Below are 20793 nucleotides of genomic sequence, written 5' to 3' on the forward strand. Positions count from 1 at the left end.
CCCGCAACCGTATCCCCAAGCCATGGAGGCGCGCATGGATAGCTCGATCGTCACCATCATCGTCGCGCTGGTGCTCGTCTTCATCGCGTGGAAATTCCTCAAGGGCATCGTCAAGACGGTGGCGCTCGTCGCCATCCTCGCGCTCGCAGCCTTTGTCGTTTTCGGCGGAGGGCTGGGCTGATGCTGGCCGATAAGGATCGCATATTCACCAACGTCTACGGCTTCCAGCACTGGGGGCTCGATGCCTCGCGCCAGCGGGGCGACTGGGACAATACCAAAGGCCTGATGGCGAAGTCGCAGGACGACATCATCGAGGAGATCAAGGCCTCTGGCCTGCGCGGGCGCGGCGGGGCGGGCTTTCCGACCGGCATGAAATGGTCCTTCATGCCCAAGGAAAGCAAGGACGGCCGGCCGAGCTTCCTCGTAATCAACGCCGACGAATCCGAGCCGGGCAGTTGCAAGGACCGCGAGATCATCCGCCACGATCCGCACAAGCTGATCGAGGGCGCGCTGATCGCCGGCTATGCCATGCGCGCGCGCGCCGCCTACATCTACATTCGCGGCGAATACATCCGCGAGGCCGAGACGCTGCAGGCCGCCATCGACGAGGCCTATCAGGCCAAGCTCATCGGCAACAACGCCAGCGGCACCGGTTACGACTTCGACGTCTTCATGCACCGCGGCGCGGGCGCCTACATCTGCGGCGAAGAGACCGCGATGATCGAGAGCCTCGAGGGCAAGAAGGGCCAGCCGCGCCTGAAGCCCCCGTTCCCGGCGGGTGCGGGCCTCTACGGCTGCCCGACGACGGTCAACAACGTCGAAAGCATCGCGGTCGTCCCTACGATCCTGCGGCGCGGGGCTTCGTGGTTCAGTTCCTTCGGGCGCGAGGGCAATAAGGGCACCAAGCTGTTCCAGATCAGCGGGCACGTGAACACGCCCTGCGTGGTCGAGGAAGCGATGAGCATTACCTTCGAGGAGCTCATCGAGAAGCACTGCGGCGGCATCCGCGGCGGGTGGGACAACCTGCTGGCGGTGATCCCCGGCGGCTCCTCAGTTCCGCTCGTCCCCGGCGAGCAGATCCGCAATGCCTTCATGGATTTCGACGGCTTGAAGGAGCTTGGCTCCGGTCTCGGCACCGCGGGCGTCATCGTGATGGACAAGAGCACGGACATCGTGCGCGCCATCAGTCGCCTCAGCTATTTCTACAAGCACGAAAGCTGCGGCCAGTGTACCCCCTGCCGCGAGGGCACGGGCTGGATGTGGCGCGTGATGGAGCGGCTGCGCGTGGGCGAAAGCTCGAGCGCCGAGATCGACATGCTCTACCAAGTCACCAAGCAGGTGGAAGGCCACACCATCTGCGCGCTGGGCGATGCCGCCGCATGGCCGATCCAGGGCCTGCTCAAGCACTTCCGCCCCGAACTCGAACGCCGCATTGCCGAGCGCGAAGGCAGTCTTCAGGAGGCGGCGGAATGATGCGCGCTGCATTTTTTGCCGTGATTGCCGCGCTGGCCATCGCCGCGCCCGCGCAGGCCCAGTCCGCGCGGCCAGAGCGCAGCGTCGCGCTGCAGCGGCAGGCCGTTGCGGCGTGGACTGCCTGCATTGCCGACGAGTTCGGCGACGATACGGCGACGCTCCTCGCGCTCGACTACCGCAGCGATGCCTATGATGATCTGATCGGCGACATGGCCCAGCGACGTGTCAGCCAGCGCTGCTTCGACGCCATGCCGCGCGCCTATCGCTCGATCCGCCTGTCCGGCCTGCCGTTTGCGGGCGGGTTGGCCGAGCGTGCCATCGAGGCATCCGCGACCCCGCTGCGCGAGCGCTTGACCGCGGCCTCCGCCGGGGCCGAGGCACCGACCTTCTCCTACACCGACCAGGTCGCAAGCTGCACCGTGCGCGGCGCGCCGGACCTTGCCGCGCGCCTGTTCGCTACCGAGGTGGAAACGGCGGAGGAGACCGCCGCGCTCCAGCGTCTCGCGCCGGTCATCAATTATTGTGCCCGAGAAGGCGCGGCGATCGAGGCGAGCCCGCTCGCCATGCGCGCCATGCTGGCGACCGCCGCCTGGCGCCTGCTTGCGGCGCAGGAGGCTGACGGTGCCTGACTTCCTCCTCAACACCTTGGCTGTTTCCACGGCCGCCTTCGCCTTGGCTTTCGCGGTTCCGGCTCAGGCACAGCTCAATAATGGAGCCTCTGGCTACTCGTCTGCGCCGCGCGAAGCGAGCATGGCCGAATACTGGCGAATGTTGGACGGCCTGGGCCCGTGCCTTGCCAACATGAAGCGCGACGAAGCCGAAGCGTTTGTCGATGAGCCGATCGACTCCGAGGCAGAGGCTGAAGCTTTCGATCGGCTGTTCAGTACCAATGACAATGTCCAGCGTAACGTTTGCATGGGCAACTTCACCTCCGTCAGCGGCGCAAGACGAGCGCATTTCCGCGGCGTGGTAGCAAAAGGCCTGTTTGCAAACCTGGCCGACGACCAGCTCACATCTTCTGCCGCCAGTTTGTCTGCCGAGCCCTTCGCGGTGACGACTTTGCATGATTTTGCACGCTGCTACGTGATCTCACACCCCGAGGAGACGCGTCAGCTTCTTAGCCGCACCGACCTAGCGACGCGGGGCGAACTTGCTGCGATCCGCGCGATGGCCGCCGATTTCGCATCCTGCCTGCCGCAGGATCGCGAGGTTTCGCTCAATCCGACTAACGTTCGCATGGCTCTTGCCGAAGCGGCATGGCGCATTGCGACGGGGCGCGCGGGCGCCACAATCCAAGGTAGGAACTGATGCCTAAAGTCACAGTCGACGGCGCCGAGGTCGAGGTTCCCGACGGCGCAACCGTGCTGCAGGCGTGCGAGCTTGCCGGTAAGGAAATCCCGCGCTTCTGCTATCACGAGCGCCTCAGCATCGCGGGCAATTGCCGCATGTGTCTCGTCGAGGTGAAGCCCGGGCCGCCCAAGCCGCAGGCCTGCTGCGCGCTGCCCGCCACCGAGGGGCAGGAAATCCGCACCGACACGTTGATGGTCAAGACCGCACGCGAGGGGGTGATGGAGTTCCTGCTCATCAACCACCCGCTCGATTGCCCGATCTGCGACCAGGGCGGCGAGTGCGACCTGCAGGACCAGAGCCTGATGTACGGCCGCGGGGCGAGCCGCTATCACGAGAACAAGCGCGCGGTTACGTCCAAGAACATGGGCCCGCTGATCAAGACGATCATGACGCGCTGCATCCACTGCACCCGCTGCGTCCGTTTCTCCGAAGAGATCGCGGGCGTGGACGAGATCGGCGCGCTCTACCGCGGCGAGGACATGCAGATCACCACTTACCTCGAGCAGGCGGCGAAGCACGAGTTGTCGGCCAACGTGATCGACCTGTGCCCGGTCGGCGCGCTCACCAGCGGACCCTACGCCTACGAGGCGCGGCCGTGGGAGCTGAAGAAAACGCTGGGCATCGACGTCAGCGACGCCTGCGGGGCCAACATCCGCATCGACAGCCGCGGGCGCGAAGTCATGCGCGTGCTGCCGCGCATCAACGACGACGTGAATGAGGAGTGGATCTCCGACAAGGCGCGCTACCAGGTCGATGGCCTGACCCGCCGCCGGCTCGACAAGGTCTTCCTGCGCGGGGCGGACGGCAAGCTGGAAGCATCCAGCTGGGACGCCGCCTTCGCGCGCATCGCCGGGGCGGCTCCCGGCGCCTCTATCGCCGCGATCGCGGGCGACATGGTCGATTGCGAGACGATGTTCGCCGCCAAGGCGCTGCTGCGCGCCTGCGGGTCGGACCTGATCGAGAGCCGGCAGACCGGCATGAGCTACGACTGCTCGAACCTCGCCGCAGTCAACTTCAACTCCGGCTTCGCGGGCATCGAGGAGGCGGACGCCATTCTCATCGTCGGCAGCCACATGCGCTGGGAAGCGCCGCTGGTGAACGTGCGCATCCGCAAGGCGGTGAAGCGCGGCGCGAAGGTGTTCGTGGTCGGACCGCACTGGGACACGACCTACAACGCCGAGTTCCTCGGCACCGACGTTGCCGTGCTGAACGATCTGCCGGGCCACGTTACCGAGGCTTTCGACAAGGCGACCCGCCCGGCGGTGATCGTGGGCGGAGCAGGGCTGGCGGCGGGCGCTCACGGTGCGGCGCTGAAGCTGGCGCAGGGCTTCGGTGCGGTCGCCGATGGCTGGAACGGCTTCAACGTCCTCCACTTCTCCGCCGCGCGCATGGGCGCGCTGATGCTCGGCTTCGCGCAAAAAGGCGGCATCGCCGACATTGCGGCCGCTATCCCGAAGGTGGTTTTGGCACTAGGCGCGGACGAGGTCGATTTCTCCGCCTTCGAGGGCAGCCTCAAGGTCTACATCGGCCACCACGGCGACAAGGGCGCGCATGCGGCGGACGTGATCCTGCCCGCTGCCGCCTTCACCGAGAAGGCAGGCACCTACGTCAACACCGAAGGCCGCGTGCAGATGAGCGACAAGGCCGTCTTCGCGCCCGGCGACGCGCGCGAGGACTGGACGATCCTGCGCGCGCTGGCCGATGCGCTCGGCGTTACCGTCGGCTTCGACGGCTTCGCCGAGCTGCGCGCCGCGATGATCGCCGAGGTTCCCGCGCTCGGCCGCGAGGGCGAGATCGCCGACTACGGTGCGTTGCCGACGGACATGGACGCGACGCTGGAAAGCCGCGAGATCGTCTATCCGATCAAGGACTTCTACCTCACCAACCCCATCGCCCGCGCCAGCCTGGTGATGCAGCGCTGCTCGGACGAGCTGCTGCACGGTGACGCGCTGCGGGAGGCCGCCGAATGATCCATCTTCCCCTCGTCGTCGTCGGCGGGCTCGGTTTCGCGGGCTACGCCGCCTACCGCGCCTTCGGCCCCGAAAAGCGCGACAAGTCCAGCGCCCGCAACGGGTGGCAGAACGAAGCCTGGTCCAAGAGCGAGAAGGACAAGCGGCGATGACCGACGCCTTCACACAATGGGGCATGGATTCGGGCTGGGCGATTTTCGTCGCCAGCGTGGCGGGCATCCTGCTCATCGCGCTGCCGCTGATGCTGGCGGTGGCCATGATCATCTACATGGACCGCAAGGTCTGGGCGGCGATCAACCTGCGGCGCGGACCGAACGTGGTGGGCCCGTTCGGCCTGCTGCAGAGCTTCGCGGACGGCCTCAAGGTCTTCCTGCAAGAGACTATCGTTCCCAGCGCAGCCAACAAGGGCATCTTCATTCTCGCCCCCATCGTCACCTTTACCGTGGCGCTGCTGGCCTGGGCGGTGATCCCGTTCGACGCGGGCGTGGTGCTGGCGAACATCAACGTGGGCGTGCTCTACATCCTCGCGATCAGTTCATTGAGCGTCTACGGCGTGACGATGGCGGGCTGGGCGTCTAACTCCAAGTACCCGTTCTTCTCCGCCATGCGCGCCGCCGCGCAGATGATCTCCTACGAGGTCTCGATCGGCTTCATCCTGGTGTGCGTGATCCTCTACGCGGGCTCGTTCAACCTTTCCGAGATCGTGATGGGCCAGCTCGGCCACGGGTTCGGCATCGTCAACGGCTACTGGTTCAACCTGCTGCTGTTCCCGATGTGGGTGGTGTTCTTCATCAGCTCGCTTGCCGAAACCCAGCGCGTGCCCTTCGACCTGACCGAGGCGGAGAGCGAGCTGGTCGCCGGGTACCAGACCGAATATAGCTCGATGGCCTTCGCGCTGTTCTGGCTCGGCGAATACGCCAATATCCTGCTGATGTGCGCGCTTAACACGCTGCTGTTCTTCGGTGGCTGGCTGCCGCCGCTCAACATCGACCTCATCCCGTGGTTCGACGTGCCCGGAATCGTGTGGTTCCTGCTGAAGACCTGGTTCTTCTTCTTCATGTTCAGCTGGGTGATGGCGACCGTCCCGCGCTACCGCTACGACCAGCTGATGCGGCTCGGGTGGAAGGTGTTCCTGCCGATGAGCCTGATCTTCGTCGTCGTCATTTCCGGATGGCTGATGTTCACCCGTTACGGAGGTGCGGCATGAGCCTCGCCCAACTCGTCAAGTCGTTCACCCTGTGGGAGTTCGTGAAGGCGCACGCCCTCACGCTGAAGTATTTCTTCAAGCCCAAGGTGACGATCAACTACCCGTTCGAGAAGAACCCGCTCAGCCCGCGCTTCCGCGGCGAGCACGCGCTGCGCCGCTATCCCAACGGCGAGGAGCGGTGCATCGCGTGCAAGCTGTGCGAGGCGGTGTGTCCGGCGCAGGCCATCACCATCGAGAGTGAGCCGCGCGCCGACGGCAGCCGCCGCACCACGCGCTACGACATCGACATGACCAAGTGCATCTACTGCGGGTTCTGCCAGGAAGCCTGCCCGGTGGATGCCGTGGTGGAGGGGCCGAACTTCGAATACGCGACCGAGACGCGCGAGGAATTACTCTACGACAAGGCGAAACTGCTGGCCAACGGGGACAAGTGGGAGCGCGCCATCGCCGCGAACCTTGAAGCCGATGCGCCGTATCGTTAGGGGCCGCGCGAAACCGTCATGCAAGTCTTCGCCTTCTACCTTTTCGCGGTCCTGATGATCGCCAGCGCGGTGCTCGTCGTGATGGCGAGGAACCCGGTGCACTCCGTGCTCTGGCTGATCCTCGCATTCTTCAACGCCGCCGGCCTTATGGTGCTGGTGGGCGCCGAGTTCATCGCCATGCTCCTGGTCATCGTCTACGTCGGCGCGGTCGCGGTGCTATTCCTGTTCGTGGTCATGATGCTCAACATCGATTTCAGCACGCTGCGATCGGGCTTCATGAAGAACGCGCCGCTGGGCGTGGCCATCGCGCTGATCCTTCTGGCGGAGCTGGTCTTCGGCATCGGCGCCTGGCGCGCGGGCGGGCTCGATCTCGGCCAGCCTCTGGGTGATGCGGCGACCATGGCGGGCGTGTCCAACACCAAGGCCATAGGTGCGCTGCTCTACAGCCGCTACCTGTTCCTGTTCGAGACCGCGGGAATCATCCTGCTCGTCGCGATGATCGGCGCCATCGTGCTGACCCACCGCGAAAAGCGCGCGAGCCGCGGGCAGCAGAACATCTCGCGGCAGGTCAACCGCCGGCCGCAGGATGCGACCGTCATGCGCCAGCCCACCGTGGGCGAGGGGGTCGAGCTGTGATCGGGATCGAACATTACATCGTCGTCAGCTCGATCCTGTTCGTGCTCGGCGTTCTCGGCATCTTCATGAACCGCAAGAACATCATCGTCGTCCTCATGGCGATCGAGCTGATCCTGCTGGCGGTGAACATCAACCTCGTCGCCTTCAGCGCCTTCCTCGGCGACCTGACGGGGCAGGTGTTCGCCATGTTCGTGCTCACCGTCGCGGCGGGCGAGGCGGCCATCGGGCTCGCCATCCTCGTCATCTACTTCCGTTCGCGCGGCACGATCGCGGTGGACGATGCCAACCGGATGAAGGGCTAGGTCTTGAACTCCATCCTGATCATCGTTTTCGCGCCCCTGGTCGCGGCGCTCATCGCCGGGCTGGGCGGGCGCGTGATGGGAGCATTCGTTGCCAAGCTGGTGACGACGGGCGGCCTGTTTCTCGCCTGCGCGCTGAGCTGGCCGATCTTCCTGCAATACCTCGGCGGCGGCGTGGAGCCGGGTGTGGTCCACGTGCTCGACTGGGTGCGCTCGGGCGACATGGCCTTCGACTGGGAGCTGCGCGTCGATACGCTGACGGCGATCATGCTGGTGGTTATCACCACCGTCTCCGCGCTCGTCCACCTCTACAGCTGGGGCTACATGGAGGAGGACCCGGACCAGAGCCGCTTCTTCGCCTACCTCTCGCTGTTCACCTTCGCCATGCTGATGCTGGTGACGGCCAACAACCTCGTCCAGATGTTCTTCGGATGGGAAGGCGTGGGCCTGGCGAGCTACCTGCTGATCGGCTTCTGGTTCCGCAAGCCGAGCGCCAACGCCGCCGCGATCAAGGCCTTCGTGGTCAACCGCGTGGGCGACCTCGGCTTCATGCTCGGCATCTTCGGCACGTTCCTAGTGTTCGGCACCACCAGCATTCCGGAAATCCTCGCCGCCGCGCCGGCGCTGCAGGGCGCGAGCGAGATCGGTTTCCTAGGCCTCCGCGTCGATACGCTGACGGTCCTGTGCATTCTTCTGTTCATCGGCGCGATGGGCAAGTCCGCGCAGCTGGGCCTGCACACCTGGCTGCCCGACGCGATGGAGGGCCCGACCCCCGTTTCCGCGTTGATCCACGCCGCCACCATGGTGACCGCGGGCGTGTTCATGGTCTGCCGCCTGTCGCCGATGTTCGAGGCCGCGCCCGCCGCGCTGGCCTTCGTCACCGTAATCGGCGCCGCCACCTGCTTCTTTGCCGCAACCATCGGCATGACGCAGTGGGACATCAAGCGGGTTATCGCCTATTCGACCTGCTCGCAGCTCGGCTACATGTTCTTCGCCGCGGGCGTGGGTGCCTACGGCGCGGCGATGTTCCACCTGTTCACCCACGCCTTCTTCAAGGCTCTGCTGTTCCTTGGCGCGGGCTCGGTCATCCACGCCATGCATCACGAGCAGGACATGCGGTATTACGGCGGCCTGCGTAAGGAAATTCCGCTGACTTTCTGGGCCATGCTGTTCGGCACCCTGGCGATCACCGGTGTCGGCGTTGTGGCGTTGCACGTCGGTTTCGCGGGCTTCCATTCGAAGGATGCAATCCTTGAGGCGGCCTGGGCTTCGGAGGGCGCGTATTCCAACCTCGCCTTCTGGCTGGGAACGGTCGCCGCGCTTATGACGAGCTTCTACTCGTGGCGCCTGATGTTCCTGACCTTCTGGGGCAAGCCGCGCTGGGCGCAAAGCGAGCACATCCAGCACGCCGTCCATCACGGCCACGACGAGCCGAAGGACCACAACCCGCCGCGCCAGGAAGACGCCGGGCACGATGTGCACCATGCCGTTCCCGATCCCTCGCACCACGAGGGTACCGGCGGCTATCACCCGCACGAGAGCCCGGTGACCATGCTCATCCCGCTCGCCGTGCTGAGCCTTGGTGCCATCGCCGCGGGCTTCGTCTTCAGCCACGCCTTCCTCGACGAAGCCGCGTTCTGGAACGGCGCCATCGCCTACAACGAGCACCTGATGCACGAGATGCATCTCGTGCCCGGACTGGTGAAGTACGCCGCCACCATCGTGATGGTGCTGGGCCTCCTCGGCGCGATCTATGCCTACCTGATCAAGCCCAGCGTGCCGCGCGAGACTGCCGAGCAGCTCGGCCCGATCTACACCTTTGTCTACCGCAAGTGGATGTTCGACGAATTGTACAACGCCGTGTTCGTGAAGCCCGCCTTCTGGCTCGGCCGCCTGTTCTGGAAGAAAGGTGACGAGGGGACCATCGACCGCTTCGGCCCGAATGGCGTCGCCTGGGTGGTCGCGCGCGGCTCCAACCTCGCGCGCAGCGTGCAGTCGGGCTACCTCACCAGCTACGCGCTCGTGATGCTGCTCGGCCTTGTCGCCGCCGTGACCTGGGTGCTGTTCTGATGGCCGGGTTCCCCATCCTCACCGTCATGCTTCTGGTGCCGCTCGTCGGCGCCATTGCCTGCCTGTTCGTGAAGGCGCCTGCCGCGCGCCTGATAGCTCTGGCGGCAACGCTGATCGACCTCGCCCTCGGCGTGGTCCTGTGGGCCAATTACGACATCGGCGGCGACCAATGGCAGTTCGTTGAGAGCGCGAACCTCTTCGCCGGCTTCCGCTACGCGCTCGGTATCGACGGCATCGCGCTGATGCTCATCATGCTCAGCGTCTTCCTCATGCCGATCTGCATCGGCGCGAGCTGGCAGGCGATCCAGAAGCGCGTGGGCGAATACATGGCCGCCTTCCTGCTGATGGAGGTGCTGATGATCGGCACCTTTGCCGCGCAGGACATCTTCCTGTTCTACATCTTCTTCGAGGCCGGCCTCATCCCGATGTACCTGATCATCGGCATCTGGGGCGGCGACAACCGCATTTACGCGGCCTACAAGTTCTTCCTCTACACGCTGATCGGCTCGGTCCTGATGCTGATCGCCATGCTGTGGATGGTGAACGAGGCGGGCACATCGGCCATCCCCGACCTGATGCGCTACGATTTCGATCCGGGCGCGCAGACGCTGCTGTTCCTCGCCTTCTTCGCCAGCTTCGCGGTGAAGGTGCCGATGTGGCCCGTCCACACGTGGCTGCCCGACGCGCACGTGCAGGCGCCGACCGCGGGCTCGGTCATCCTGGCGGGGGTGCTGCTGAAGCTGGGCGGTTACGGCTTCATCCGCTTCAGCCTTCCCATGTTCCCGGAAGCGAGCGCGCAGTTCGCCTGGCTGATGTGGGGCCTCGCCATGGCGGCGGTGGTCATCACCAGCCTCATCGCGCTGGTCCAGCACGACATGAAGAAGCTCATCGCCTATTCCTCGGTCGCGCACATGGCGATCGTGATCGTGGGCCTTTTCGCCTTCAACGTGCAGGGGCTGGAAGGCGGCATGATCATCATGCTCAGCCACGGCCTCGTCTCGGGCGCGCTGTTCCTGTGCGTGGGCGTGATCTACGACCGGCTGCACACGCGAGAGATCGCCCGCTACGGCGGCCTTGCCATCAACATGCCCAAGTATGCCGTGCTGTTCCTGCTGTTCACTATGGCCAGCATCGGCCTGCCGGGCACGAGCGGCTTCGTGGGCGAGTTCCTCTCGCTCGCGGGCATCTATCAGGCGAGCAGCTGGGCGGCCTTCGTCGCCACCACCGGCATCATCCTGGGCGCTGCCTACATGCTTTATCTCTACCGCCGCATCGCCTTCGGCCAGCAGGTCAACGCCGATGCCGCCGCCATGCCCGATCTCTCGGCGCGCGAGCTGCTGCTGCTCGCGCCCATCGCCGCGGTCGTGCTGTGGATGGGCGTCTATCCGGAAAGCTTCCTTGCCCCCATGCGTGCTGACATCGAACTGCTCGACCAGCGTCTCGACCGGGCCGCACCTGCCAGCGATGCTGACCTTGTGATCGGTGAGGCCGCGCCTGCCGCTGCCGTCGAACCGGCGGAGGGAGCCCACTGATGGACCTCTCGACCTCTCTCGGCTTGATCGCGCCCGAGCTCGTCCTCTCGCTCTCGGGCCTTGTCCTGCTGCTGTTCGCCGCCTGGGGCGGAGACAAGCTGGCGCGCACGATCAGCATTGCCACCTGCATTGCGCTTGGTGCCGCCTTCGCGCTCGTCGCGCCCGCGGTCTGCGCCGGAGCCTCCGGCCCCGACCGCATGGCCTTCGGCGGGCAGTTCAGCGCCGATGCCTTTGCCGGCCTCGCCAAGCTGATGATCTATGCCGCGGCGGGCGCCACGCTCGTCGTCGCCCCCCGCTTCTTCGAGCGGCTCGGCGCCATGCGGGCGGAATTTGCGCTGCTGGTCCTGTTCGCCGCGCTCGGCATGAGCGTGATGGTCTCGGCCGCCGACCTCGTCACGCTCTACATCGGGCTCGAACTGAACTCGCTTTCGGCCTACGTCCTCGCCTCGATCCTGCGCGACGACGAGCGTTCGGCGGAAGCGGGCCTCAAGTACTTCGTGCTGGGCGCGCTTGCTTCGGGCATCCTGCTGTTCGGGATGAGCCTGACCTACGGCTTCACCGGCACGACCAGCTTCGCCGGTATCGCCGTGGCGACCGCGGGCGGCCTCAACACCGGCATGCTGTTCGGCCTCATCTTCGTGCTGGCGGGCCTCGCCTTCAAGATCAGCGCCGCGCCGTTCCATATGTGGACGCCAGACGTCTACACCGGCGCGCCAACGCCCGTGACGATGTTCTTCGCCAGCGCCCCCAAGGTCGCGGCCATCGCCCTGCTGGCGCGCGTCGCGCTGGAGGCGTTCGGCACGCAGGTCGACGCTTGGCGGCAGGTGGTGATCTTCGCCGCGCTGCTCTCCATCGTGGTGGGCGCACTGGGTGCCATCGGCCAGACCAACATCAAGCGCCTGATGGCCTACAGCTCGATCAACAACGTCGGCTTCATCCTCATCGGCCTCGCCGCCGCCACCGTGGCAGGCGTGAGCGGGATGATGGTCTATCTCGCCATCTACGTGGTGATGACCGTGGGCAGCTTCGTGGCCGTGCTCCTACTGCGCGATGCCGAGGGGCGGCAGCTCGAAGGCATCGCCGACCTCGCCGGCCTGTCGACCACCCGACCGCTGGTCGCCTGGTGCCTTCTGGCGCTGATGTTCAGCCTTGCGGGCATCCCGCCGCTGTTCGGCTTCTGGGGCAAGTTCGTAGTGTTCCAGGCCACGGTCCAAGCCGACCTCGTGGCGCTCGCCGCCATCGGCATCGCCGCCAGCGTGATCGGTGCGTTCTACTACATCAAGATCGTCAAGGTCATGTTCTTCGACGACCCGGCGGACACGGTGAAGGGCGAGGCCGACTGGGCGCACACCGTGCTTCTGGTGGTCTGCGCGCTGCTGATCTCGCCACTGGGGTACTTCCTCATCCCGTGGCTGGGCAACATCGCTACCATGGCGGCGAGCTCGCTGGCGCTTCCGGTCGTCTAGGCCCGCCTTGATAGAGACGCTGCCCGAGGCGGGGTCCTCCAATACCGTCCTCGCCGATCGCCTGCGCGACGGAAGCCATGTGCCCGAAGGCTTCTGGCTCCGCGCCGAGCGACAGACCGCAGGGCGGGGCAGGGCGGGGCGCGCGTGGCTGGGTGCGCCGGGCAATCTCTATTGCTCGACCGTCGTGCACTTGCAGCAGGAGGATCACGCCGCCCACACGCTCTCGTTGATCGCTGGCCTTGCCGTGCACGATCTTCTGCGCAGCCAGCTCATCAACGGCAACCTTCGCCTTCCCGGCGAGCAGCGTTGGCTGAAGTGGCCCAACGACATTCTCCTGCACGGCGCGAAGCTGGCCGGAATCCTGTGCGAGCGGGTCGCCGATGCGGTGATTGTCGGCATAGGCATCAACGTGGCTCACGCTCCCGATGTGCCCGGCCGCGCGACGACATGCATTCACCGCGAGAACGGTCGCAACGCCAACGACCCGGCCCGCGTGCTGGGCTATCTCGTCGATCCGTTCGCGCACCGCCTCGCCCATTGGCGCGCCCGACCGCTCGCCGCCACGCTCGCCGAGTGGGAGGAGCGAGCGCATCCGCGCGGTACGGCGCTTGCCGTCACCGATGGCGACACCCGCATACACGGCACCTTCGACGGACTCGAGCCCGACGGCGCGCTGCGGCTCGCACTGGTTGACGGGAGCACCCGCATCATCCACGCGGGCGACGTGGAACTGGAGGACTGAAGCCGATGCTTCTCGCCATCGATGCCGGCAACACCAACGTCGTCTTCGCGCTGTTCGAGGGCAAGGACATCCGCGCCCGCTGGCGCATCGCCACCGATGGCCGCCGCACGGGCGACGAGTATGCCACCTGGCTCGTCCAGCTGCTCGCCATCGAGGGGATCGAGCGCAGCGCCATCACCCGCATCATCTTCGGCTCGGTCGTCCCGCGCGCCAACCACAACATCACCGTGCTCGCGCAAAAGTATTTCGGCATCGAGCCGATGGTGGCAGGCGACGGGGCGGCGGCCTGGGACTTCGATATCGACGTCGAACAGCCCAATACACTGGGCGCGGACCGGGCCTTGAACTGCATTGCCGCGCACGAACTGGTCGGCGGCGACATGATCGTGGTCGACTTCGGCACGGCGACCAAGTTCGAGGCGGTAGACTTCAACGGCGCATACAAGGGCGGTATCATCGCGCCCGGCATCAACCTCTCGCTGGATGCGCTGGTCGGTAACACCGCCAAGCTGCCCCGCATCGCCATCCGTGCGCCGGAAACCGCCAGCGTCATCGGCCGCAACACCGAGGACCAGATGCTGATCGGCGTCTTCTGGGGTTATGTCGCGATGATGGAGGGCCTCATCGCGCGCATGAAGGCCGAAATAGGTCGCCCGGTAAAGGTTGTAGCGACGGGCGGGCTCGCCATATTGTTCGACGAGAAGACGGACATTTTCGATGTCGTCGATGCCGACCTGACGATCCGTGGTCTGCAAATCCTCGCAGATCGAGCCGGAGCCAGATGAAGAAAGATTTTACCCCCGAAGACGAACTGCTGTTCCTCGCCTTGGGGGGCAGCGGCGAGATCGGCATGAACGTCAATCTCTACGGCTGCCGCGGTAAGTGGCTGATGGTCGATCTCGGCATGAGCTTCGGCAGCAACGAGTACCCGGGTACCGAACTGATGTTCGCCGACCCCGACTTCATCGAAGAGCGCGCGGACGACCTGCTCGGCGTGGTGCTGACCCACGCGCACGAGGACCACATCGGCGCGATCCCCTATTTCGCCGACGAACTGGGCGTGCCGCTCTACGCGACGCCCTTCACCGCCGAACTGATCCGCCGCAAGCTGGCCGAGGCGGGGCTGGAGAATGTAGTCGAATTGAACATCATCGAGGAGGATCACGGCCGCCTCGATCTCGGCCCGTTCTCGATCACCTATATCCCGCTCGCGCACTCGATCGCAGAGGGCAACGCGCTGCTGATCGAGACGCCGTACGGACGCGTCTTCCACACCGGCGACTGGAAGCTTGACGAGGAGCCGATCATCGGGGAGCCGGCAACCGAGGAAGAGCTGTCGGCCATCGGCGACGAGGGCGTGCTGGCGCTGGTCTGCGATTCCACAAACGTCTTCAATCCCCTGCCATCCGGCAGCGAGGGCGCGGTCCATCGCGGGCTGCTGGAGGAGGTGCAGAAGCACGCGGGCAAGCGCGTGCTCGTCACCACCTTTGCCTCCAACGTGGCGCGGCTGCAGACGCTGGGCGAGGTCGCGCGCGAGACCGGGCGGCAGCTGTGCGTCGCGGGCCGCTCGCTCGACCGCATCATCGAGGTGGCGCAGGACAACGGCTACCTTCAGGATTTCCCGCAAACCGTCGATTTCGACGAGGCGATGATGCTGCCCCGCGGCGAGGTGATGATCCTCGCTACCGGCGGGCAGGGCGAGCCGCGCGCGGCTTTGAGCCGCATCGCCGAGGAGAGCCATCCGCTCGAATTGGTCGCGGGCGATGTCGTGCTGTTTTCCAGCCGGCAGATCCCCGGTAACGAGCTTGCCATCGGCCGCGTGCAGAACCTGCTCGCCCAGCGCGGCATCGTGATGGTGACCGACCGGCAGAGCGAGATTCACGTTAGCGGCCACCCGGGCCGGCCCGAGCTGGAGGCGCTCTATGGCTGGCTGCGCCCGGAGGTGCTGGTGCCTGTCCACGGCGAGATCCGCCACATGCTCGAACAGGCGCGCGTGGGAAGGGCGAGCGGCATTCCCTACAACGTATTCCAGAAAAACGGCGACATCGTGCGCCTTGCCCCCGGTGAGCCGACCAAGCTTGGCGAAGTGCTGACAGGCCGCCTGGTGCTGGACGGCGATATCATCGTGCCTGCCGACGGAGAGGCGATCACCATGCGTCGCCGCCTCGCGCGCGACGGGGTTCTGGTCGTGGTGCTCGATGGGCGCGGCGGCGTGACGGTGGAGGGCATCGGCCTGCCCCTAGACGAGGATTACGACGCCTTCGTCGCCGAGGCGCAGGCCGACGTGGTTAAGGCCATTGCGCGCGCGGGCAAGGGCCGCCGCCCCGATCCGGATGCGGTCGCGGAGGCTGCGCGCCTCGCCGCGCGCCGTGCCGCGCAGCGTTGGTCGGGCAAGAAGCCGCAGACGCGGGTCATCTCCCTCCAGCCATGAAGCTCACCTCTATCATCGCCATCTATGCGCTGTTCTGGGTGATGAGCGCCTTCCTGCTGCTGCCCTTCGGGGTGCGGACGGCGGACGAGGCGGGGGTGGCCAAGGTGCCCGGCCAGGCCGACAGCGCGCCTGCCGAGTTCCACCCGTGGCGGATCGTCGTTCGTGCGACGGTGCTGGCCGCGGTGCTGTGCGGGCTCTACGTCGCGAACTACATTTATGGCTGGGTGACGGTCGACGACGTCAACCTGTTCGGCACGCCGCCCGGCTACGAGCCTCCCCGGCGCTAGGTCGCGTCAGCCCCGCAGGCGGTCGATCGACTGGGCCAGCGCCACGTAGAGCTTGCCCACCTCGCTGGACAGCAGCGTGACCGCGATGGAATTGCCGTCGCGGGTCGAGAGCACCTCGCGCAGCATCGCCTCGAAGTCGTGAATGTAGCGGTTCACCGTTTCGCGGAATTCGCCGTCGGCGTCGTAGACTTCGGCCACGGCGCGGCTTTCCTGCTTGTCCAGCAGGCGCACCGCGCGACGCGTGAAGATGCCCCGGTCGCCGCGCAGGTAATTGGTCCACTGGGTATCGGACACCTCGTTCTCGAAGGCCTTGGCGATGTCGATGGCGGAGGAATTGAGCGCCTCCGTAATCAGCGCCATGCGCCGGGTGAACTCGCTGTCGACGCGCTCTTCGGCGCGCTCGCGTGCGTAGGCCACGCGGGCTTCGAGGTTGTGCGCCAGTGCATCGACCTCGCCCAGCTGGCTGCGCAGGGTCTCGGTCGTGGCGGCACCGCTTGCGCTGGCACGGGCGACGGCGGTTTCGAGTTCGGCGATGGCCTCGCTGGCATTGCGGTGAATGGCCTCGGCAATGCGGGTTCGGCTGTCCTCGGCGATGCGCTCCGCGATTTCGGCGATGACCTCGCGCTGATTGTCGCGCAGTCCCTCGAGCGCGCCCGTGGCTTCGCCGGAAAGCTGCCCCAGCGCGGCGCGCAGCTCGCCGCCGGTGCGCTCGGCCAGGCGCTCGCTTTCGGCGGCGAGGGCGGCCATGCGCTCCTCGAGCGCGCCCAACGTCTCCAGCGACGCCGCGCCGGTGTCGCGCGCCGTCTCGACGTGGGCGGAGAGCGTCTCGCCGCGCGTTGCCGCCTCGCCGATGAGGCCGTGAAGCCGCGCGGCCTCGTTGCCGAAACGGGCGAGCCGTCGCTCGGCCTCGGCGATGGAATCGGACAGGGCGCCCTGCGAATGGTCGGAGCCCGAACGGATGATCTCGAGCAGCCTTACGCTGTCATCGGTCAGCCGCGCGATGGTCGCGCCGCTGCTGTCGAGCACTGCGCGGCTCTGCTCCACCCGCTCCGCCAATACCTGTGCCGCGCCGCCCAGCGCATCGCCCGCGTCGCGGCTTTCCGCGGCCATGCGCTGCATCTCGGCATCGAGTTCGGCCATGCGTTCGGCCAGTGCATCGGCCCGCCTGGTCATGCCCGCGGCGTGCGCAATCTGCGCGTCCTGCCGCTCGTGCATGGCGGTATCGATGGCGAGCAGGCGCGCATCGAGCGCGGCAAGACGCTCGCTTGCGCTCGTCACGGCGGCTTCGTCTGCCTGGGCGATGCTCGTGATCGCTGCATTCATGCGCTCTTCCAGCGCGGCGATGCCATCACTCCACTGGCCCAAGGCCCGGTCGCGTCCGTCGCCCAGCGAGGCGATGACGCGCTGGCCGTCCGCCTCGAGCGCTGCAAGCCGCTCGCGCATGGCGGCCAACGCAGCTTCACCCGCCTCGCGCTGCGCAATGTCGTGCGCGCGCAATTCTTCGGCGACGGCAGCTGCGCGGGTGCGGATCGAGGCGATGGCCTCCTCCTGCGACATGGCAAGATCGGCGCGGAACCCTTCGCTGACGCGGCGCAGCTTCTCGAACCGCTCCTTGGTCGCCTCGCCCAGCGCGCTGACCTGGCTGTCGAACAGTTCGAGCGTGGCGCCCACGCGTTCTGCGATGCGCTCGACGTGGCTTTCGCTGGCCTCGCCGAACTGGTTGAGGCGGTCGAACCCGGTCACCAGCGCTTCGATGTGGCCCTGCGCCACGTTGCCCGCGTTGCCGATCTGGTTGGTCATGTCGCGCGCGGCGTTGGCGACCACGGGCAGGTGATCGCGCAGGCTCGTCATGTTGGCGAGCGCGGTGTCGCTGACGGTGCCGATCTGCTCGACCTGCGCGCCGTTCTCGCGAATAAGATTTTGCAGCCGGTCGGCGTTGGTGGAAAGCCGCTCGTTCGCGAGGCGTCCCAGAGTCTCGAGATCGCGCGACTGGGCGGCGATGAAATCGCGGGCGATGGCCAGTTCGCGGTTCACGATGCCGAGGCGGCTCTCGAGCTGGGCAGATTCGTGCGAGAGCGCGCGCGCGGCATCGGTGAAGCGGTTGGCTTCGCGCCGGCTGTTGCGCATGGCGAGCAGCCACAGGCCGACCACGAGGATCACCGGCAGCGACCATTGGCCGACCCAGTCGATCCATTGCTGCGGGCCTGCGCCGCCGAGCATCTGGGAGAAATTGGCCCAGGCGAAGAACACGGTCCATCCAAGCACCGCCAGGATCGCAAGTGCCGGGACGGCCCAGGCGAAGCGCGGGCGAGCGGGGTGCTGCTCCTCGTCCTCGACCCAGAATTGCTCCGCCTCGACCTCCGCCTCGTCCTCGTAGGGCTGCTGCAGCTCCAACGTCGCGGGGTCTGCTGCCTCGTCCGACGTGCCGTAATCGGGCTCCGGATGGACCATGTCGGCATTCTCCAGCGGCAGGAAATTTCGGCGGCGTGTCATGCCGGGACATCTATCAGATTGGCATGCGCGTGAAACCCCGTCCGATCCCGTTGTCCGCCATCCACTTGCGCGCACTCGCTTTCCATCGCGGTTTCGCAACGCTTTTCCGCGCTGCCGCAACGAGGCGGCTTGGCAGGAGCGGGCGGCCTGCCTAGCGTGCGCCGCTCACGATGGACGACCGGGAGCGAGACATTTGCGGGCCGCACTGATCAGCCTGCCACGGCCCGAAGAGGGCGAGGCCGAGGTTCCGGCCATCGCCGGAAAGAGCGTGGCCGAACGCCAGCTCCTGTTCGCCAAGGCCTGCGGCTGCACCGCTGCGATCGCCTTCGGAGGAGGGGCTTCTGCGGCGGCGGTGGCCCTGCGCCACGCGGCGGAACGCGAAGACATGCGCTTCCAGGTGATCTCGAGCGCCCACGCGCTCCCCGGCGCCATCGCCGACGACGACAGCCTGATGGTGTTTCAGCCCGCCATGCTGCCGGAGGCGCGGCAGGCGCTCGACCTGCTGCGCGCCGAGGGAGAGCGGATGCTGATCGTCTCCGCCGGGCCCGGCACCAGCGCCGGGTTCGAACGCATCGACCTCGACCGCGCCTGGGCCGGCGCGATGACGATTCCGGGCAAGTGGCTCGGCCGCCTCATCAGCCTTCCCGAGGATGCGGCGCCTCATGCCGCGCTGCTCAGAATCGCGTTGCAGATGCGCCTGCCCGAAGCCCGGCTCGACCAGTCGCTGCTCGACGACGGACGCTGGATGGTGGTGCGCGATGCCGCCTCGGCACAGCGCCGAGAGGCGACGTGGCTACGCAGCCACCTGGGCGACACTCCGCCGACCGCGCCGTCGCGTTGGCTGGCGCAGCGAATCGTCGTGCGCGCGGGAGGCTGGTTGATGGACCGGCCCTTCGCCCGGCCCATGCTCGCCGTACTGTCGATGGGCCTGCTGGGCGGTGCGCTTGCAGCGGCGTTTAACGCGCTGCCGGTGGTCGCCTTCGCACTGACAGCGCTGGCCGTGCCGACGATCGAGAGCTTCCTCGCGCTGTCCCGACTTGCCGTCGCGCCGTTCGGTGCCATCGGGCGCTTGCCATGGCTGCGGCGCATCGTCGACCTGACCCTTCTGGCCATCGGGGTGCTGGCGATCGAGGGCGAATGGCAGCGGGCGCTGTTCCCGCCGCTGGTGCTGGGCACCGGGCTGCTGCTTCTCGACCGCGACCGCGTGCCAACCTATGCCGAGCCCTTGCGCGACCAGGCGCTGGTGGCGCTGCTGGTGGCGGCGGTCGCCGCACTGACCACGCCGGAGATGGCTATCATGCTTGCAGGGGTGTTGGTCATCGGCGCAAATCTTCTGCCTCGCGGGGGCGAGGGATAACGCGGAATTAACGCTGAGGGTGTAGCGATCCAGGCATGAGCGATACCGCCCAGGCCGGTCCATCCGTGGAAGCGGTGGAAGACATGCTTCGTGACGAGCTGGCGCATGGCGACGTGATGATCGCCACGGCGCGCCCGATCCTGCGCCATCTCCTCGCGAACGACGACCACGCGCTGTTCAGCGACGAGGTGATCGCGCGGGTGCGCGGGATGATGGTGAATGTGGCCCGGCAACTGCTCTTCGCTCTCGCGCAGCACGCCGAGCTGGAAGATCCGGCCCGCTTCGCCGACGCGCGCGAGGACGCCATCGCCCTCGCGTTGCTGGAGGATGGCGACTTTTTGGGCCACGCCCACGCGCTGACCATCGAGGCGCAGATCGCCCAGCGCCTGCAGCATCGCAGCGGCATCGATGCCGTCCTCTCGCCGCTGTTGCAGGAACAGGCGGCATCGAGCGATCCGGCCATGGCGGCGGCGGCCATGCAGGTGCTGTCGGCGCAGGCGCGCTTCATGCAGGCGCAGCGGCGCATGGAACTGCCGCTGGCGGAATTGCCTGCGGACTTGCTCGAGCGCGCCCTCGCACTGCTCGCGGATCACAACGAGGACATGGCCGTGGCGGCTCAGTCGGCCGTGGCTGCGCTGAACGCCGGTTACAAGGCCGAGGATCGCCGCGTCGCCCGTACGCTTGCGCTGGTCAGCGCCATGCAACACCGGGCAAAACGCGCGCTGGAGGTCGATCACGCCGGAGTAGCCCTCTTCGTTTCCGCCCTCGGCATGGCTTCGAACCAGGACCGCGATACGGTAATCCTCTCGCTCGGCGAAAACCAGTGCGCGCGCCTGGCACTCAGCCTTCGCGCCGCGGGCCTGGGGCAGAAAGCGGTGGAGGACCAGTTCCTCTATCTCCATCCCGATATCGAACTGCCCGACGGTTTCGATCGCGTGCGTGTCGACCGGGCGGCCACGATGCTCGCCGCCGCGCGCCTGCACGAGGACGCTTGAGCC

General features: G+C 66.7%; 20 protein-coding genes. 19 read left to right on the forward strand and 1 reads right to left on the reverse strand.

Annotated features, from left to right (window positions below):
- Window positions 1-34: 34 nt before the first annotated feature.
- Genes AAW00_RS15230 through AAW00_RS03225 form a run of 17 tightly spaced genes read left to right on the forward strand, consistent with a single transcriptional unit; the run spans window position 35 to window position 15945 of the window.
- Window positions 35-181 carry a hypothetical protein gene (locus AAW00_RS15230; RefSeq protein ID WP_169747302.1) on the forward strand — a complete coding sequence of 49 codons (147 nt, stop codon included), beginning with the start codon at window positions 35-37 and terminating at the stop codon, window positions 179-181.
- Complete coding sequence (gene nuoF / locus AAW00_RS03155; RefSeq protein ID WP_047002842.1) at window positions 181-1473, forward strand: NADH-quinone oxidoreductase subunit NuoF; 1293 nt, start codon at window positions 181-183, stop codon at window positions 1471-1473. The genes AAW00_RS15230 and nuoF overlap by 1 nt, the downstream gene beginning before the upstream one ends.
- Complete coding sequence (locus AAW00_RS03160) at window positions 1470-2102, forward strand: hypothetical protein (protein ID WP_047002843.1); 633 nt, start codon at window positions 1470-1472, stop codon at window positions 2100-2102. Before nuoF ends, AAW00_RS03160 begins: the two co-directional genes overlap by 4 nt.
- Window positions 2095-2781: a hypothetical protein gene (locus AAW00_RS03165; protein WP_047002844.1), complete on the forward strand. Its 687-nt coding sequence runs from the start codon at window positions 2095-2097 to the stop codon at window positions 2779-2781. The genes AAW00_RS03160 and AAW00_RS03165 overlap by 8 nt, the downstream gene beginning before the upstream one ends.
- A complete protein-coding gene (nuoG, locus tag AAW00_RS03170; RefSeq protein WP_047002845.1) occupies window positions 2781-4793 on the forward strand; it encodes an NADH-quinone oxidoreductase subunit NuoG in 2013 nt (670 codons plus the stop codon). The genes AAW00_RS03165 and nuoG overlap by 1 nt, the downstream gene beginning before the upstream one ends.
- Window positions 4790-4945, forward strand: coding sequence for a hypothetical protein (locus AAW00_RS14855; RefSeq protein ID WP_156169909.1), 156 nt, complete (start codon window positions 4790-4792; stop codon window positions 4943-4945). The genes nuoG and AAW00_RS14855 overlap by 4 nt, the downstream gene beginning before the upstream one ends.
- On the forward strand, window positions 4942-6000 hold the full coding sequence (gene nuoH, locus AAW00_RS03175; RefSeq protein ID WP_047002846.1) for an NADH-quinone oxidoreductase subunit NuoH: 1059 nt from the start codon (window positions 4942-4944) through the stop codon (window positions 5998-6000). Before AAW00_RS14855 ends, nuoH begins: the two co-directional genes overlap by 4 nt.
- Entirely contained in the window at window positions 5997-6482 is a 486-nt protein-coding gene (nuoI, locus tag AAW00_RS03180) for an NADH-quinone oxidoreductase subunit NuoI (RefSeq protein ID WP_047002847.1), read from the forward strand. The genes nuoH and nuoI overlap by 4 nt, the downstream gene beginning before the upstream one ends.
- A gap of 18 nt (window positions 6483-6500) precedes the next feature.
- Window positions 6501-7118 (forward strand): NADH-quinone oxidoreductase subunit J, encoded by a 618-nt coding sequence (locus AAW00_RS03185; protein WP_047002848.1) that lies wholly within the window; start codon window positions 6501-6503, stop codon window positions 7116-7118.
- A complete protein-coding gene (gene nuoK / locus AAW00_RS03190) occupies window positions 7115-7420 on the forward strand; it encodes an NADH-quinone oxidoreductase subunit NuoK (RefSeq protein WP_047002849.1) in 306 nt (101 codons plus the stop codon). The genes AAW00_RS03185 and nuoK overlap by 4 nt, the downstream gene beginning before the upstream one ends.
- 3 nt (window positions 7421-7423) lie before the next feature.
- Entirely contained in the window at window positions 7424-9487 is a 2064-nt protein-coding gene (gene nuoL / locus AAW00_RS03195; protein ID WP_047002850.1) for an NADH-quinone oxidoreductase subunit L, read from the forward strand.
- Window positions 9487-11019, forward strand: a complete 1533-nt coding sequence (locus tag AAW00_RS03200) for an NADH-quinone oxidoreductase subunit M (RefSeq protein ID WP_047002851.1) — start codon at window positions 9487-9489, stop codon at window positions 11017-11019. The genes nuoL and AAW00_RS03200 overlap by 1 nt, the downstream gene beginning before the upstream one ends.
- Window positions 11019-12485, forward strand: coding sequence for an NADH-quinone oxidoreductase subunit NuoN (gene nuoN / locus AAW00_RS03205; protein WP_047002852.1), 1467 nt, complete (start codon window positions 11019-11021; stop codon window positions 12483-12485). Before AAW00_RS03200 ends, nuoN begins: the two co-directional genes overlap by 1 nt.
- A gap of 7 nt (window positions 12486-12492) precedes the next feature.
- Window positions 12493-13227: a biotin--[acetyl-CoA-carboxylase] ligase gene (locus AAW00_RS03210; RefSeq protein WP_047002853.1), complete on the forward strand. Its 735-nt coding sequence runs from the start codon at window positions 12493-12495 to the stop codon at window positions 13225-13227.
- A 5-nt stretch (window positions 13228-13232) separates the two neighbouring features.
- Window positions 13233-14012, forward strand: a complete 780-nt coding sequence (locus AAW00_RS03215; RefSeq protein WP_047002854.1) for a type III pantothenate kinase — start codon at window positions 13233-13235, stop codon at window positions 14010-14012.
- Entirely contained in the window at window positions 14009-15658 is a 1650-nt protein-coding gene (locus AAW00_RS03220) for a ribonuclease J (protein ID WP_047002855.1), read from the forward strand. Before AAW00_RS03215 ends, AAW00_RS03220 begins: the two co-directional genes overlap by 4 nt.
- Complete coding sequence (locus AAW00_RS03225) at window positions 15655-15945, forward strand: DUF1467 family protein (protein ID WP_047002856.1); 291 nt, start codon at window positions 15655-15657, stop codon at window positions 15943-15945. Before AAW00_RS03220 ends, AAW00_RS03225 begins: the two co-directional genes overlap by 4 nt.
- A 6-nt stretch (window positions 15946-15951) precedes the next feature.
- Here AAW00_RS03225 and AAW00_RS03230 read toward each other — a convergent pair whose 3' ends face one another.
- Window positions 15952-18438: a hypothetical protein gene (locus AAW00_RS03230; protein WP_052761738.1), complete on the reverse strand. Its 2487-nt coding sequence runs from the start codon at window positions 18436-18438 to the stop codon at window positions 15952-15954.
- Window positions 18439-18631: 193 nt separating this feature from the next.
- Here AAW00_RS03230 and AAW00_RS03235 point away from each other — a divergent pair, with 193 nt between their 5' ends.
- Window positions 18632-19795: a hypothetical protein gene (locus tag AAW00_RS03235; protein WP_047002857.1), complete on the forward strand. Its 1164-nt coding sequence runs from the start codon at window positions 18632-18634 to the stop codon at window positions 19793-19795.
- A 35-nt stretch (window positions 19796-19830) separates the two neighbouring features.
- The gene (locus tag AAW00_RS03240) at window positions 19831-20790 is read left to right on the forward strand and encodes a hypothetical protein (protein ID WP_047002858.1); all 960 of its coding nucleotides are present in this window, start codon (window positions 19831-19833) and stop codon (window positions 20788-20790) included.
- Window positions 20791-20793: the final 3 nt, after the last annotated feature.

Origin of the sequence: Aurantiacibacter luteus, assembly GCF_001010945.1 — a bacterium.
GTDB classification, from domain to species: Bacteria; Pseudomonadota; Alphaproteobacteria; order Sphingomonadales; family Sphingomonadaceae; genus Alteraurantiacibacter; species Alteraurantiacibacter luteus.

Excerpts from the sequence above, each read along its gene's own strand:
- AAW00_RS15230 (WP_169747302.1), top strand. The coding sequence starts at position 35 with ATGGATAGCTCGATCGTCACCATCATCGTCGCGCTGGTGCTCGTCTTC.
- nuoF (WP_047002842.1), top strand. The coding sequence starts at position 181 with ATGCTGGCCGATAAGGATCGCATATTCACCAACGTCTACGGCTTCCAG.
- AAW00_RS03160 (WP_047002843.1), top strand. The coding sequence starts at position 1,470 with ATGATGCGCGCTGCATTTTTTGCCGTGATTGCCGCGCTGGCCATCGCC.
- nuoG (WP_047002845.1), top strand. The coding sequence starts at position 2,781 with ATGCCTAAAGTCACAGTCGACGGCGCCGAGGTCGAGGTTCCCGACGGC.
- AAW00_RS14855 (WP_156169909.1), top strand. The coding sequence starts at position 4,790 with ATGATCCATCTTCCCCTCGTCGTCGTCGGCGGGCTCGGTTTCGCGGGC.
- nuoH (WP_047002846.1), top strand. The coding sequence starts at position 4,942 with ATGACCGACGCCTTCACACAATGGGGCATGGATTCGGGCTGGGCGATT.
- nuoI (WP_047002847.1), top strand. The coding sequence starts at position 5,997 with ATGAGCCTCGCCCAACTCGTCAAGTCGTTCACCCTGTGGGAGTTCGTG.
- AAW00_RS03185 (WP_047002848.1), top strand. The coding sequence starts at position 6,501 with ATGCAAGTCTTCGCCTTCTACCTTTTCGCGGTCCTGATGATCGCCAGC.
- AAW00_RS03200 (WP_047002851.1), top strand. The coding sequence starts at position 9,487 with ATGGCCGGGTTCCCCATCCTCACCGTCATGCTTCTGGTGCCGCTCGTC.
- nuoN (WP_047002852.1), top strand. The coding sequence starts at position 11,019 with ATGGACCTCTCGACCTCTCTCGGCTTGATCGCGCCCGAGCTCGTCCTC.
- AAW00_RS03215 (WP_047002854.1), top strand. The coding sequence starts at position 13,233 with ATGCTTCTCGCCATCGATGCCGGCAACACCAACGTCGTCTTCGCGCTG.
- AAW00_RS03220 (WP_047002855.1), top strand. The coding sequence starts at position 14,009 with ATGAAGAAAGATTTTACCCCCGAAGACGAACTGCTGTTCCTCGCCTTG.
- AAW00_RS03225 (WP_047002856.1), top strand. The coding sequence starts at position 15,655 with ATGAAGCTCACCTCTATCATCGCCATCTATGCGCTGTTCTGGGTGATG.
- AAW00_RS03230 (WP_052761738.1), bottom strand. The coding sequence starts at position 18,438 with ATGACACGCCGCCGAAATTTCCTGCCGCTGGAGAATGCCGACATGGTC.
- AAW00_RS03240 (WP_047002858.1), top strand. The coding sequence starts at position 19,831 with ATGAGCGATACCGCCCAGGCCGGTCCATCCGTGGAAGCGGTGGAAGAC.